Origin of the sequence: Burkholderia sp. BCC1993, from assembly GCF_905339865.1 — a bacterium.
Taxonomy (GTDB): Bacteria; Pseudomonadota; Gammaproteobacteria; order Burkholderiales; family Burkholderiaceae; genus Burkholderia.
On record NZ_CAJPGZ010000031.1, the window covers coordinates 34,842 to 48,451 of the forward strand.

Annotated in this window: 11 protein-coding genes and 1 pseudogene; 5 read left to right on the plus strand and 7 right to left on the minus strand. The window is 67.2% G+C overall.

From position 1 onward, the window contains the following. Positions 1-19: 19 nt before the first annotated feature. A complete protein-coding gene (gene msrB / locus U4Y91_RS35165) occupies positions 20-550 on the minus strand; it encodes a peptide-methionine (R)-S-oxide reductase MsrB (protein ID WP_124523624.1) in 531 nt (176 codons plus the stop codon). A gap of 315 nt (positions 551-865) precedes the next feature. Between msrB and U4Y91_RS35170 the strand changes: the two genes are divergently transcribed. From U4Y91_RS35170 to U4Y91_RS35190, 5 genes are all read left to right on the plus strand, one after another. Beyond that, positions 866-2,365: a HAMP domain-containing sensor histidine kinase gene (locus tag U4Y91_RS35170; protein WP_321808935.1), complete on the plus strand. Its 1,500-nt coding sequence runs from the start codon at positions 866-868 to the stop codon at positions 2,363-2,365. Beyond that, positions 2,347-3,732: a sigma-54 dependent transcriptional regulator gene (locus U4Y91_RS35175; RefSeq protein ID WP_321808936.1), complete on the plus strand. Its 1,386-nt coding sequence runs from the start codon at positions 2,347-2,349 to the stop codon at positions 3,730-3,732. The genes U4Y91_RS35170 and U4Y91_RS35175 overlap by 19 nt, the downstream gene beginning before the upstream one ends. A 411-nt stretch (positions 3,733-4,143) precedes the next feature. After that, the gene (locus tag U4Y91_RS35180; RefSeq protein ID WP_321808937.1) at positions 4,144-4,683 is read left to right on the plus strand and encodes a hypothetical protein; all 540 of its coding nucleotides are present in this window, start codon (positions 4,144-4,146) and stop codon (positions 4,681-4,683) included. A gap of 40 nt (positions 4,684-4,723) precedes the next feature. After that, positions 4,724-5,269: a hypothetical protein gene (locus tag U4Y91_RS35185; RefSeq protein WP_321808938.1), complete on the plus strand. Its 546-nt coding sequence runs from the start codon at positions 4,724-4,726 to the stop codon at positions 5,267-5,269. Between the two features lie 13 nt (positions 5,270-5,282). Continuing rightward, a complete protein-coding gene (locus U4Y91_RS35190) occupies positions 5,283-6,560 on the plus strand; it encodes an MFS transporter (RefSeq protein ID WP_321808939.1) in 1,278 nt (425 codons plus the stop codon). A 249-nt stretch (positions 6,561-6,809) separates the two neighbouring features. On the opposite strand, the gene U4Y91_RS35195 is transcribed toward U4Y91_RS35190, so the two are convergent. From U4Y91_RS35195 to U4Y91_RS35220, 6 genes and pseudogenes are all read right to left on the minus strand, one after another. Next, positions 6,810-7,913 (minus strand): porin, encoded by a 1,104-nt coding sequence (locus U4Y91_RS35195; protein ID WP_124524080.1) that lies wholly within the window; start codon positions 7,911-7,913, stop codon positions 6,810-6,812. Positions 7,914-8,264: 351 nt separating this feature from the next. Beyond that, positions 8,265-9,296 carry a hypothetical protein gene (locus U4Y91_RS35200; protein WP_321808940.1) on the minus strand — a complete coding sequence of 344 codons (1,032 nt, stop codon included), beginning with the start codon at positions 9,294-9,296 and terminating at the stop codon, positions 8,265-8,267. Between the two features lie 62 nt (positions 9,297-9,358). Continuing rightward, on the minus strand, positions 9,359-10,831 hold the full coding sequence (gene zwf, locus U4Y91_RS35205; RefSeq protein ID WP_321808941.1) for a glucose-6-phosphate dehydrogenase: 1,473 nt from the start codon (positions 10,829-10,831) through the stop codon (positions 9,359-9,361). Continuing rightward, positions 10,828-11,763, minus strand: coding sequence for a carbohydrate kinase (locus tag U4Y91_RS35210; RefSeq protein WP_321808942.1), 936 nt, complete (start codon positions 11,761-11,763; stop codon positions 10,828-10,830). Before U4Y91_RS35210 ends, zwf begins: the two co-directional genes overlap by 4 nt. A 13-nt stretch (positions 11,764-11,776) precedes the next feature. Next, on the minus strand, positions 11,777-13,375 hold the full coding sequence (gene pgi / locus U4Y91_RS35215; protein WP_321808943.1) for a glucose-6-phosphate isomerase: 1,599 nt from the start codon (positions 13,373-13,375) through the stop codon (positions 11,777-11,779). A 33-nt stretch (positions 13,376-13,408) separates the two neighbouring features. Beyond that, positions 13,409-13,610: pseudogene (locus tag U4Y91_RS35220) on the minus strand (ABC transporter); the annotation flags it as partial.

Here is a 13,610-nt window from a genome sequence, read left to right on the forward strand (position 1 = left end):
TCGGGAAGGCGGCGGCCGGTCAGGCGGCGGCCGGATGGAAGGCGAGCGCGAGCCCGTTCATGCAGTAGCGCAGGCCGGTGGGCGGCGGGCCGTCGTCGAACACGTGGCCGAGATGGCCGCCGCAGCGGCGGCAGTGCACTTCGGTGCGCGACATCCCGTACGACGGATCGAGCGCGGTCGCGACCGCGTGGTCGAGCGGCTTCCAGAAGCTCGGCCAGCCGGTGTGGCTGTCGAACTTGGTGTCCGACGAGAACAGCGCGAGGTCGCAGCCGGCGCACGCGAACGTGCCGTGGCGGTGCTCGCCGTTCAGCGGGCTGCTGTACGGCGGCTCGGTGCCGGCGTCGCGCAGCACCGTGTATTGGGCGGGCGTGAGGCGGCGGTGCCATTCGGCGTCGCTGCGGGTGATCTCGAACGGGGCGGCCGTCGGTCCGGCGGCGGGCGGCGCGGCGAACGCGCGGCCGACCAGCGCACGGCGGCCCGTCGACGACAGCGCCGCGAGTGCCGCAAGGCCGGTCGCGCCGGCGAACAGCAGATGTCTGCGGGTGGGCATGATGGGCTCCTGGAAGCAGGTCCTGAAAACATGCGCACAGAGTAGGAGGCGGGCGGTGTCGAAGTCCTCACGGAAAGTTAAATGAATCGTGATATATCGATCGGCGTCACCACCCGGGGTCGTGACGCCGAAGCGCTGACGCAATCTCGTCCGCGCCTGGCGCATTTCGGTAGATCGAGAATCCGCCGATCGTCCCGTTGAAAATACGGAGCATCGGCCGGATACCGCGAAGTAGCGGACCGCGCCGCGGCCTTGCCGGTCGCGTCATCATGTTCTTTACATTATCCTGCTGTCTCCAACCGCCCGCCCGATCCGATGAAGCGTCCGCCGTTCTCCACTCAACTCATCATGCTCTGGGCGCTCGTCGCGGCGCTCTGCGCGACGCTTGTCGCGGTGGTCTGGATCATGGCCAGTTCCGCCGAAGGGCAACAGATCGCCGACGCGCGGGCCGCGGGCGAAGCGGCCTGCGAAGCGGTCGCCTCGCGTTACGACGCGTCTTCCGCCTCGCCCGGCGCCGGATCCGGACCGGAACTGATGCACGCGATCCTCGACATCGTTCTGGCCCGCGCACCGGACATGGAGGGCGGATTCTGGCGATCCGGCGCGACACCTGCCGAGGGCAGTTTTCTCGCATACTCGTTTCCCACCTATCAGGGCAGCGGCATCAAGCGCGACGTTCCGGAAGCGGAAATGCCGCTGATCCTCCGGACGCTGCGCGCCGCGGTCGCGACGCACGCCACGACCGCGACCGTTGTCGAAGGCGCGCAGGATGCCGTGATTGCGGTGGCATGTCCGGTACGCACGGGATCGGGGCTGTTCGTGTGGATGCTGACGCGCGCGCGCCCGCCGCTGGGCCGTCACGGGGAACTGCTGGCAACGGGCCTCGCCGCCGTGCTCGCCGTGATTCTCGCGATCGCGGCGGCGCTGGTCGTGGCGCTGCGCCGATGGAAGCGCAATCTGGCACGGATCGAGAGCGGGCTCGGGCCGGACGGTCGCGAGCATCACCTTCCGTACGTCGGCGAACCCGATCTCGACCGGGTCATCGATGCGTTCAACGAGCGGGCGCGCCGCGCCGACCGGTTGCAGCAGCAGGCCGTCGAACTCCGCACGCGCCTCGCGCAGGCCGAACGCTTCGGCATGCTGGGCAAGCTGGCCGCGCAGGTCGCGCACGAGATTCGCAATCCGATGGGCGCAATGCGGCTGAAGGCAGAAAACGCGCTGGCCGGCGATGGCGGGCGGCAGCGGGATGCATTGCGCGTGATCCTGGCGCAGATCGAGCGCATCGATGCGCAACTGTCAGGCCTGCTCGCGCTGACGCAGCCGGTGCGCGCGCATGCGACACGTGTCGACGTCGATGCGTGGCTCGTACACGCGGTGGACGCGCACCGCGAGCTTGCGCAGCGGCAAGCGATCGACTTGACGTTGTCGCTCGAGGGTCACGTCGAACGACTCGCGCAGCCGGCGGATTTTCCCGCATTCGATCCCGACCAGATGCGGCGGGCGCTCGACAATCTGTTGCTCAACGCGCTGCGCCATGCCGGCGACGGCGGCGCGGTCACGCTTGCTGCCGCGCGTCGTGACGTTGCCGGACGTGACTGGCTGAGGATCACCGTGTCGGACAGCGGCCCCGGGGTTCCCGCCGCGCATCGCGAGCGGATTTTCGAACCGTTCGTGACGGGGCGTGCGGACGGCACCGGCCTTGGCCTTGCCGTCGTCCGCGAAGTCGCCGCCGCGCACGGCGGGCGGGCGTGGCTTGACGATGTACCGCGCGATGCATCATTCGTTATTGAAATCCCATGGCAACCCTCCTCATAGTCGACGACGACGCGGCATTTCGCGACGGCCTGGCCGAGACGCTGGCCGATCTCGGTCATCGGGTCGTCGAAGCCGCAACCGGGCGGGCGGCGTTGAGCACGCTGCGCGACGGCGGCCGCATCGATTGCATCTTTCTGGATTTCCGCCTGCCGGACCTGGACGGGCTCGCCGTCCTCGCGCAGTTGCGCGGCGATCCGGCACTGGCAGCCATTCCGGTCGTGATGCTGACGGCCCATGCGACCAGCGACAACACGATCGACGCAATGCGGCTCGGTGCGTTCGATCACCTGACGAAACCGATCGGGCGCCGCGACATCGCGCAACTGCTCGCGCGCATCGTTTCCGCGAACCAGCCGCCGGCGGCCGCCGAGCCGCACGGCGGCGGGTTCGCGCACGAACCCGCATCGAACCGCCCGCGGCTGCTGGGCGTGAGCGCGGCGATGCGCGACGTGCAAAAGCAGATCGGCCGCGCGGCGACGAGCGACGCGACCGTGCTCGTCACCGGCGAGACGGGCACGGGCAAGGAGGTGGCGGCCCGCGTGCTGCATGCCGCGTCGATGCGGCATGCCGGACCGTTCGTCGCGGTCAACTGCGCGGCGATTCCGGCCGATCTGCTCGAAAGCGAGCTGTTCGGGCATCGCCGCGGGGCGTTCACGGGCGCGCACGCCGATCGCGCCGGGCGGCTCGTCGAGGCCGACGGCGGCACGCTGTTCCTCGACGAGATCGGCGACATGCCCGCAGCCATGCAGGCCAAGCTGCTGCGCGCGCTGCAGGAGCGCCAGGTGACGCCGCTCGGTGCGGATCGCCCGACCGGCATCGACATTCGGGTGGTGGCCGCGACGCACCGCGATCTCGCCGCGGCCGTCGCGAACGGCACGTTTCGCGAAGACCTGTTTTATCGGCTGAACGTCATTCCGCTGCACCTGCCGCCGCTCGCGGAGCGCGTGGCCGACGTCCTGCCGCTTGCCGCGCATTTCCTGGCGTGCGCGGCAGGCGCGCGCCCGTTGCACCTGACGAACGACGCCCAGCGCGCATTGCTCGATCATCGCTGGCCGGGCAACGTTCGGGAATTGCGCAACGTGATGGAACGGGCCGCCGCGCTGGCGCCCGGGCCGGCCATCGCCGCAACCGATCTCGGGCTCGGCGACGTGCAGAAGCTTCAGTCCGGCGGCGACGCGCTCGCGCTGCCGGCCGGGCTGTTCGACATGCCGCTGCCCGATGCGCTGGCGGCGGTCGAGCGCGCCGCGATTTTGCGCGCGCTCGAGCGCGCGAACGGCAATCGCGCGGAGGCGGCGCGACAGCTCGGCATCGGCCGTCAGTCGCTCTATGCGCGCATCGCGCATCTGGGTATCGAGCGCGACGACTAGCGGTGCCGTCGAGGCTGTCGGCATTGCCGACAACCTGTGGGGAAACGTGTCGCGAAACCCGACACGTTCCGGGCGGTGCGGCGTCCGATGCCCCGCCTGGCGGGCGTGCGCATGCTGGCACGCGGGTTGCAGATAACGATGCATCGCAACCCTTTGCCGGAGCCCGTCATGATGTCGCATCCCTTCGCCAGCCGCTCGCGGCCGCCGCGCCGCACGGCTATTCACCGTACCTGTCGTGGACTGTGCGCCGTCGCGTTGATTGCCGCTGCGACGGCGAGCGCGGCGCAGATGCCGCCCCCGCCGGGTGTCGATGCGCCGCCCCCGCCCCCACCCCCGCCCAGGGCCGGCGTCGTGCCGCCTCCGCCGCCTTTGGCTGCCGTTCCCGGCAACGACATCGCACCGGATGCACTCGTGTCCGGCACGCTTTCGCGCCTGACGATCAACCCGGAAGGTGCGGTCGACGGCTTCGTGCTGACCGACGGGACGCTCGTTGGCGTGCCGCCGCATCTCGGCACGCAGCTGATCGCGCTCGTGCGGCCGGGCGAGCGCGTAACGGTGGCCGGCGAGCGTCGCTTCGGCGACGACATCCACGCGCGCGTCGTGCGCAATGATCGCACCGGCGCGTCGCTGTCCGACCAGCCGCCGCCGCCTGCCGCGCCGGTGCCGCCCGCGCTGCGCGGCGTCAATCTTGCCCGGCTCGGCGTGTCCGGCGTCGTGCGCCGCGTGACGCGCGCGCCGCGCGGCGAGCCGGACGGCGTCATGCTCGACAACGGCGCGATCGTCAAGCTGACCGTGCCGGCCGCCCAGCAGTTCGGCGGGCTGCTCGTGCCCGGTGCGCGTGTTGCGGCGGTCGGGTACGGCACGCGCAATGCCTATGGCGAAGCGCTGCAGGCCACGGCATTCGGCTCGCCGGGCCATGTCGTGAATCTCTATGACGATGTCGCGCGCTGATCGCGCGACGCCTTTCCGCTATTTCTCAAGGAGTCCTGCCATGCACTGGATCGATCCCGCCTGCCTGCCCGAAACGCGCGGCCGCGTCACGCAGTTCCTGCTCAACCCCCACGGGGAAATCGACGGCCTGATCCTGAACGGCGACTTTCAGATTCACGTGCCGCCGCATCTGGGCCGCGAGCTGGTCCGCCATGTCGAGGTGGGTGACCGCATCCGCGTGCGCGGCATCAAGGCGCGCGATGCCCGGATGATCGCGGCCGTGCAATTGACCGGGCGCGACGGTGTCGACCTCGTCGACAACGGGCCCGCGCACGCCGCACCGCGGCCGTCGCAGGCCGCCCGCAAGACGATGGAGATGAGCGGCGAAGTCGCGTTCACGCTATACGGCGCGAAAGGCGAGTTGAACGGCGCGTTGCTGACGAACGGTGTCGCGCTACGTATGCCGCCGCATGCGGCAGCCGAATTGAGCGACTATCTGCGTGCCGGTGTCCATGTCATGGCGTGGGGGCATGGCGTCGTCACGCCATACGGTGCCGTGCTCGAGGTGCACGAGATCGGCGAACTCGTCGACGCGGACGACGAATGACCGCGCGTCGACCATGAGACCGGCGCGCGCGCTCGAGGCGCTCAATTTCTTTCTGGCCGACGTGCAGGCCGGCATCGGCCCGTTCGTCGGCGTCATCCTGCTGTCGCGCGGCTGGAGTGCCGATGCGATCGGCTCGGTCATGGCGCTGGCCGGGTTCGCCGCGATGGCCGCGACGCCGTTCGCCGGGGCGCTCGTCGATGCGCTGCGCGCGAAGCGCGCGCTGATCGTCGCCGCGACGGCCGCGACGACGCTGGCATCGCTGGCGCTGATGGTTGCCGACGACTATCCGGTGGTGGCGGTGTCGCAGATCCTGGTCGCCGTCAGCGGCGCGGTGCTGGCGCCGGCCGTTGCGGGCGTGACGCTCGGTATCGCCCGCCCGCAGGGCTTCGACCGGCAGTTCGGCCGCAACCAGATGGTGAGCCACGCGGGCAACGTCGCCGGCGCGGCGCTCGCCGGGTGGCTCGGCTGGCATGCGGGATTCGACGCGGTGTTCGCGCTCGTCGCGGTCTTCACGATCCTCGCGATCGCGAGTACGTTGGCGATTCCCGGGCGGGCTATCGACCACGCGTGCGCGCGTGGCCTCGATGCGGAACCTGCGGCGCCGCGAACGAATGCCGCGTATCGAGATGCATGCGGAGATGCGTGCGCGGGAACGGCGACGTCGCGCGTCGGCGGCTTGCGCACGCTGGCCGCGAACCGGCCGCTGGTCGTGCTCGGCGCGTCGCTCGCGCTGTTCCATCTCGGCAACGCCGCGATGCTGCCGCTCTACGGGATGGGCGTGGTCGCCACCCATCGCAGCAACGCGACCGTGTTCACCGCGCAGACCATCGTCATCGCGCAGCTCGTGATGGTCGCGGCGGCGTGGCTCGCGCCTCGGCTGATTCGCGCGCAGGGTTACTGGCGCGTGCTGCTGCTTTCCTATCTGGTGTTGCCGGTGCGGGGCGCGCTTGCCGCGATGCTGATGAGCGAGGCGGGCGTCTGGCCGGTGCAAGTGCTCGACGGTATCGGTGCCGGCCTGCAAAGCGTCGTCGTGCCGGCGCTCGTCGTGCGCCTGCTGCACGGTTCCGGCCGCGTGAACGTCGGGCAGGGCGCCGTCGCGACCGCGCAGGGTATCGGCGCGGCGCTCAGTCCGGCGCTGGGCGGCGTGCTCGCGCAGCACTTCGGTTATCCGACCGCATTCGTCGTGCTGGGCGCCGTGTCGACGGGCTCGCTCGTGCTCTGGCTCGGCCATGCGCGCTCGCTGAGCGGCGTGTGCGGCAAGCCGGGCGATCTGTCGGCCACGTCGTCATGAACGTGCTTTCCCTCTTCATGCCATTCCAGGCCTGCCCGTGAATTCCGTTTCGCTTGCCTGGCTGATTGCCGCGTCGCCACGGCGGGTGGCGTCATGCGTCCGGTCGGCTGGCCCGGCGCGCATTCCGATCGATTCCAGGCCTGGCATTCTGTCGAGGCGTGCGGTGCGATGGCCTGACGGCGCATCGCACCCGGACGCGGTGCCAGAAGCGGCAGGGCATGGCGCTTCCAACCCGTGTGCGAGATCGAATCAGAACAAATGCTGGATGCCCGCATAGACACCCGTCTGGCTATGGCCGGGTGTCGGATTGTCGTTGTAGCCGCCGCCGGCGATCGGGCCGCCGGCACCCGCCGCGTTCGACTCCAGACCGAAGTTCGCGTTTTTGCTGTTGCGAACGGTAGCAATCTGCATGTCGAAGAGCGTGCGCTTCGAGATGTTGTACGTGCCGCCCACCGTATAGATGTTGGCGTTGCCGCCGCCATGGTTTGCGTTGACGTGATAGACGGCACCGGTCAAGGCCGCAGCCGGCGTCGCCTGCCACGTGACGCCGCCCCAGACTTGCTGCGTCGACGTAATCCCGTTGTTGGCGGTCGGCGCGCCGTTCGCGTGCGAGGCCTGATAGGCCGCCTGCAGCTTGAACTGGCCCAGGAATACGTTCACGCCCGCGAAGTACTCCCGGGAATAGTTGAACACGTCCGAGAACTTGCCGTTGACGTCGCGCGCCTCGTCGTAGATGCCGCGCACCTGGAAGTACGAATTCGTGTAGGTCAGTTGCAGGCCGTCGGCACGACCTTGTGCGGTCGTGCCGTTGCCATTCCAGCTGGTTGCGTTCGACAGCGAATACTGGCCGTACACGTCGAAACCGTAGAAGCTCGGCGACTGGTACGAAATGTTGTTGCTCGTCTTGTTCCAGTTGCGCCCGCGCACGAGCGAACCGGACGACCAGGACGTCTGGCCGAGCGGATCGAAGTCCCACAACCCGTTCGAAATCGAGAGCTCGCGGCCGAGCAGCAGCGTGCCGTAAGCGTCGTTGGAAAAACCGACCGTTGCCCAGCGATCCCAGATGGAGCCGGTACCGCCGAGGCTGCCGTTCATCGCATTGAACGAGCCTTCGAGGTGGAAGACCGCCTTGTTTCCACCGCCGAGATCCTCGGAACCTTTCAAGCCCCACAGGCTGGTACCCCAGTCGCCGCTCTCGGCACGCCAGCGGCTCGTCGTGCCGCCATTGCCGTTGGCAATGCCGCTCAGGTACTCGATGCCGGCGTCGAGGCGGCCGTAGAGCGTGACACTGCTTTGTGCGTGGGCGACGATGCCTGCGGACATCAACGTGGCGGTGAGTATTGCTTTTTTCATAATTGTCTCCAAACCTGTCAGAAAGAAAAAAACGTGTTACTGCGGCACAACAGACCCGGTAAGTTCTTTTATTGAATAAATTAAGGAAAACGAAATTATCTGTCGTGAAAAACGGATCGCGTATCAACAGGGAAAGTGAGATGTTCTTTGCTTGCGGCATGTCCAGCCGGGAAAACTGGACGAAAAGGTCTCCTTGGTCGGTATTGATGTGGGACGAAACTACTGGCGAGTCACGTAGTACAACTATTCATATATGAAATGCCGGACCGTCCGATGCTCATGAAGCCGGGCTTGGGCCAGCGCCCCTTGCCGACGATCCGGAGCGCGATCAGTCCGATCCACGATGCACGCCTAACGTGCAGCGAGCACCTCGAATCGGTAAGCGATTTCAGTTGGCGTGTCACGATTCAATGCAAGTGCCGTCCGGACACCGCGGGAATTGATCGGATTGGGCGCGAGCGAAGCCGCACGGCCAAGCTCGAATGCACTCGCGACCGGCTCGATGCCCACGCAGAGGTTGCGGCTGTTCCACGGCGCGTACGCACGTCCGCGGTTGCTGATCCACAACAGCAGTGACGGCAGCGCATCGGCATCCCAGGTCAGGCGATAGCGTGTGCCGGCGACGGCGTCGGTCATCGTGACGGAACCGTCGATTCCGCAGAGCTGCAGGATTTCTTCCGTGGGCTGCGCGAGCGGTAGCTGGTCGAATGCACCGAAACCGCCCTCGCCGAGCGGTACGCGCTCGAGTGTTTCGAACGTCGCGCCGGCCAGCGCGCTCGATACGCGCGGTTCCGGACCTGCCGGGTGCACCATGCCGAAACGGTATGTGCCGGGCTCGATTCGGAATGCGCCGGTGAGCGTCGGCAGCGCGAGATTCGGGTGCAGACCGATGGGGCAGCGAGCCGACTTGCGCGCTTCGATACGGAGAACGATGTCGAAGGCAGCGCGAGCCGGATCGGCGCGCACGATGCGAGTCAGTCGTGCGATCGACGATGTCTCGGGGTATTCGATTTCAATTTCGATCTCGTGTGCGGTTTGCCTCACGAGTGACCACACGCCGGTACAGCCGTAACCATGTTGAAGGTCGTCGCTGGAGTCGAGTGCGACGTCATCCGGGACGATCGGCGTTGCGGCGGCCTTCCGCCAGCCGGGGGGCAGTCGGTCGGGAGAGTAGGGAACACCGAATGGCACGCACGGGAATTCGCTTCGCATGACGCCCAGCAGCCCGGCGGGTTGCGGCTCCGCCTGGCCGATCCACGGCGCTTCGTAAAACGGACGGATCGTGCGGCCGCCTTGCTGTAATGCAATGCCGCCGAGCATACCCCCAGCTGCATGGAGATCGAGCGCGCCGTGCGCCCATTTGAGATGCCAGACTGTATCCATTGCTTCGTCAGGTGTAGTCGGAGAGAACGCTTCTACGATAGGAAGAGGCATGCCGGAGCGGGTCAGTTCTCTTCCTCGCTCCAGCAGGTGCCGTATCTCGCCAGCAACGCGCTGGCCTGCGCAGGCCCCCAGTTCCCGGCCGAATAGGGTTTGGGCGCAGTTTTCAGGTCGAGAATCGGCGCGACCCAGCGCCATGCGGCTTCCTGTTCGTCGCGACGCACGAACAGCGCGAGCCGGCCGGCGATCACGTCGAGCAACAGGCGCTGATACGCCTCCATCCGGTCTTGCTGAAAGAAGCGGTCGAACGCGAGATCGAGGTAGACGCCTTGCAAGGTCATGCCGAGCCCCGGCCGCTTCGCGAGCGTGCTCAGGCGAATCGATTCGTCCGGTTGCAGCTGAATCGTCAACCGGTTCGAGCCTGCCAGCAGCGCCGTTGGACCGAGCGTCGAATGCGGCGGGCGCTTGAACGTGACGACGATTTCAGCCACGCGTCGCGCCAGCCGCTTGCCGGTGCGCAGAAAGAACGGCACGCCGGCCCAGCGCCAGTTTTCGACCTCGGCCTTGAGCGCGACGAACGTTTCGGTCGGACTGTCGGCCCGGATCCCGGATTCGTCGAGGTAACCCGGTACCGACTCTCCGCGGACCACCCCCGCGCGATACTGTCCGCGCACGACGCTCTGATGCAAGGCTTCCTCGGTGAGCGGCTTGAGCGCGCGCAGCACGCGCAGCTTCTCGTCGCGGACGGCGTCGGCTTCCATCGACTGAGGCGGTTCCATGGCGACGATCGCAAGCAACTGCAGCAGATGGTTCTGCACCATGTCGCGCAGCGCGCCGGTCTGGTCGTAAAAGCCGCCGCGCCCGCCGACGCCGAGTTCCTCGGCAACCGTGATCTGAATGTTGTCGATCCATTCACGGCGCCACAGAGGCTCGAACATCACGTTGGCGAACCGCAGCGCGAACAGGTTCTGCACGGCTTCCTTGCCGAGGTAATGATCGATCCGGTAGATCTGCTCTTCGGAAAAAATCTGGCCGACCGCATCGTTGATCGCCGTCGACGACGCGAGATCGTAGCCCAACGGCTTTTCGAGCACGATTCGCGAGGTCGGCGGGGCAAGCCCTGCCTGCGCGAGCGCGCGGCAAATCGGCACGAACAGCGATGGCCCGGTCGCCAGATAGAAGATCTGGCGCGATGACGCCGGCGAGAGCGCGTCGGCCAGACGCGAGAAGGCGCCGGGCTGGCTTGCGTCGAGTGCCACGTACGAGAGCCGTTCGCGGAAGCCGCGCCATGCGCTTTCATCGAACCGGGCCTGCGTCAGATGCGGTCGCACCGAAGCGTCGACCCAGTCGAGGTAGCCGGCGGTATCGAGTTCGTTCTGCGCAACCGCGATGATGCGTCCTGCGGGGGCGAGCAGGCCATCACGGTGAGCGGAGTAGAGCGCCGGCAGGATCTTGCGCATCGCGAGATCGCCGGTGCCGCCGAACAGCACGAATTCGAACGGAGCCTGGGTATCGGAGAACGGGGTGTGCGCATTCATGGGGCTTCGCTCGCGGATGCGTTGGCCGATTCGATCAGCGCGTGTACTTCGGCCGCCGTCGGCGCATAGGCGCCGGCGTGCGAGGCAACGAGCGCCGCACAGGCGGCGGCGAATCGAAGATGTTCCGTCGCGGGCGCGTCCGGGCGCGTCAGCAGGCTCGCCATCCAGCTGCCGACGCACGCGTCGCCGCAGCCGACCGTGTCGGCGACCGTGACCTTGAAGCCCGGCTGAACCAGCGTTTCATGACCGGCGAAGAGTTCCATGCCGGCCGCGCCGCGCGTGACGAGCACCGCGGCGTGCGGCGCCCACGCACGGATTTGCGCGAGTGCGGCTGCCTCGTCGAATTCCGGGAACAGACCGGCGAGATCCTCGTCGGACACCTTGATGTAGTCCGAGAGACCGATCATCGTGCGCAAGGTGTCGCGGTACGACGGGTCGGCCATCGGCGCACGAAAGTTGGGATCGAACGAAATCCGCTTGCCGGCGGCGCGCGCCGCGAGCGCAAGGTCGATCAGACGCGAAGCGAGGGGCTCGCGCACCAGGCCGAGACAGCCGAAATGAATGATGTCGGCGGCGTCGAGCCAGTCCGAAGGCAACGCAGCGGGATCGAACGCGAGGTCGGCGCTATTCTCGCCGATGAAGAAATATTTCGGCGGCCGCGTCTCGACCACCATCGCAAGCAGCGGCGGGCGGTCGACCTGCTGCGTGAAGCGCATGTCGAGGCCGGCTTCGGCGCTCTTTCGCATGAGCTCGTCGCCGAATATGTCGGCGCTCACGGCACCGGCAAAGCCGGTCGGCGTGCCGAGGCGCGCGCCGACGCGCGCGACATTCCAGCATGCGCCGCCGGCAACGCTGTGCCAGCGGTTCGTGTCGTCTCGAATGAAATCGGTCAGGGCTTCGCCGAAGATGACCAGTCGCGGTAGCTTCATCATGGGATTCGGGAGATCAGGCCGCAGCGTGGCGCTGCGTCTTGAAGCGGTTGATCAGTTGGTTGGTCGAGCCGTCGTGCGAATGAATCTGCGCGGGGGTGAGTAACTCGCCCTCGATCGCAACCGCGAGCTTTTTGCCGAGTTCGACGCCCCATTGATCGAACGAATTGATCCGCCATACGACGCCTTGCACGAATACCTTGTGTTCGTACAACGCGATCAGCGCGCCGAGGGTTGCCGGATCGAGCGTGTCCAGGCAGATCGTGTTCGTGGGCCGGTCGCCTTCGAAATTGCGATGCGGTTCGGTCGTCGAGCGCGATCCGTTCATCAATGCCTCCGACTGCGCGAAACAGTTTGCGACGAGGACGGCATGGTGATGATCGAACGCGTGATGCGGCCGCATGCACACGATGAAGTCGGTCGGGATGATCGCGGTACCCTGGTGCAGGAGCTGGAAGAACGCGTGTTGCCCGTTCGTACCCGGCTCGCCCCAGATGACCGGGCCGGTGGCGTAATCGACGCGCTCGCCGCCGAGCGTCACCGATTTGCCGTTGCTTTCCATGTCGAGCTGCTGCAGGTATGCGGGCAACCGGTGCAGATAGTTGTCGTATGGCGCGATCAGCTGGCTCGTCGTACCGAGGAAGTTCTGATGCCAGATGCCGATCAGGGCGAGCAGGACGGGCAGGTTGCGGGCAAGCGGTGCTTGCGCGAAGTGACGGTCCATCGCGTGCGCGCCGTCGAGCAGTTGCTCGAACGCGTCCATGCCGGCCATGATCGCGATCGGCAACCCGATGGCGGACCACAGCGAGTAGCGTCCGCCCACCCAGTCCCAGAACGCGAACATGTTGTCGGTATCGATGCCGAATTCCGCAACGGCCGTGGCATTCGTCGAAACGGCGACGAAGTGGCGGGCGATCGCCGCGTCCGGCGCACCGCTGTCGAGTAGCCAGGCGCGGGCGGTGTGGGCGTTCAGGAGCGTCTCACGGGTCGTGAACGTTTTCGACGACACGATGAACAGCGTCGTCTCCGGGTTCACGCGCTTGAGCACTTCGGCGATGTCGGCTGCGTCCACGTTCGACACGAAATGCATCGTCAGCCGTTCGTGCGCGTAGGGCTTGAGCGCCTCGCACACCATCTTCGGCCCCAGGTCCGAGCCGCCGATGCCGATGTTGACGACGTCGGTGATCTCGCGGCCCGTGTGGCCGCGCCACTCACCGGAGCGAACCGCATGGGAGAAGCGCCGCATCCGGGCCAGCACGTCGCTGACCTGCCGCGACACGTCGACGTCGTCGACGATACGCGGCGTACCCGAACGGTCGCGTAGCGCGACGTGCAGCACCGCACGGTTCTCCGTGCGATTGATGCGCTCGCCGGCGAACATCGCGTCGCGATGCGCATCGACGCCCGCCTCCTGGGCGAGGGCGACCAGTAGGGCGATGGTTTCGTCGTCGACGGGGTTCTTCGAGTAATCGACGAAAAGCCCGGCCGCCTCGAGGCTGAAGCGCGATGCGCGCGTCGGGTCGCGGTCGAATCGTGCGCGAATCGACACGCCGGACAAGGCGTCCCGATGGCTGGCGAGCGCGCGCCACGCGCGCGTTTGGGTCAGTGAGGTCATGGTCGTGTCAGGCCTGGGATGCGTTGGGACGGGTCAGTGCGAGCTCCAGCCTTTGTAAGCCTTCACGTTGTCACGCGTGACGAGCGTCGGCTCGATCAGGATCATCGGGTTGGCCGGCTTCTGGCCGTTCATGATCCCGTAGCCGACGTTCACGGCCTGCTGCGCCATCGCCCACGGATCCTGGCTCGACGACGCCTGCACGAGCGTGTTCGACTTCAGCGCGACCTCGATGTCA

What these genes read in the sequence shown, in the direction of transcription:
- msrB (WP_124523624.1), bottom strand. Translation starts at nt 550, where the DNA reads ATGCCCACCCGCAGACATCTGCTGTTCGCCGGCGCGACCGGCCTTGCG.
- U4Y91_RS35170 (WP_321808935.1), top strand. Translation starts at nt 866, where the DNA reads ATGAAGCGTCCGCCGTTCTCCACTCAACTCATCATGCTCTGGGCGCTC.
- U4Y91_RS35175 (WP_321808936.1), top strand. Translation starts at nt 2,347, where the DNA reads ATGGCAACCCTCCTCATAGTCGACGACGACGCGGCATTTCGCGACGGC.
- U4Y91_RS35185 (WP_321808938.1), top strand. Translation starts at nt 4,724, where the DNA reads ATGCACTGGATCGATCCCGCCTGCCTGCCCGAAACGCGCGGCCGCGTC.
- U4Y91_RS35190 (WP_321808939.1), top strand. Translation starts at nt 5,283, where the DNA reads ATGAGACCGGCGCGCGCGCTCGAGGCGCTCAATTTCTTTCTGGCCGAC.
- U4Y91_RS35195 (WP_124524080.1), bottom strand. Translation starts at nt 7,913, where the DNA reads ATGAAAAAAGCAATACTCACCGCCACGTTGATGTCCGCAGGCATCGTC.
- U4Y91_RS35200 (WP_321808940.1), bottom strand. Translation starts at nt 9,296, where the DNA reads ATGGATACAGTCTGGCATCTCAAATGGGCGCACGGCGCGCTCGATCTC.
- zwf (WP_321808941.1), bottom strand. Translation starts at nt 10,831, where the DNA reads ATGAATGCGCACACCCCGTTCTCCGATACCCAGGCTCCGTTCGAATTC.
- U4Y91_RS35210 (WP_321808942.1), bottom strand. Translation starts at nt 11,763, where the DNA reads ATGATGAAGCTACCGCGACTGGTCATCTTCGGCGAAGCCCTGACCGAT.
- pgi (WP_321808943.1), bottom strand. Translation starts at nt 13,375, where the DNA reads ATGACCTCACTGACCCAAACGCGCGCGTGGCGCGCGCTCGCCAGCCAT.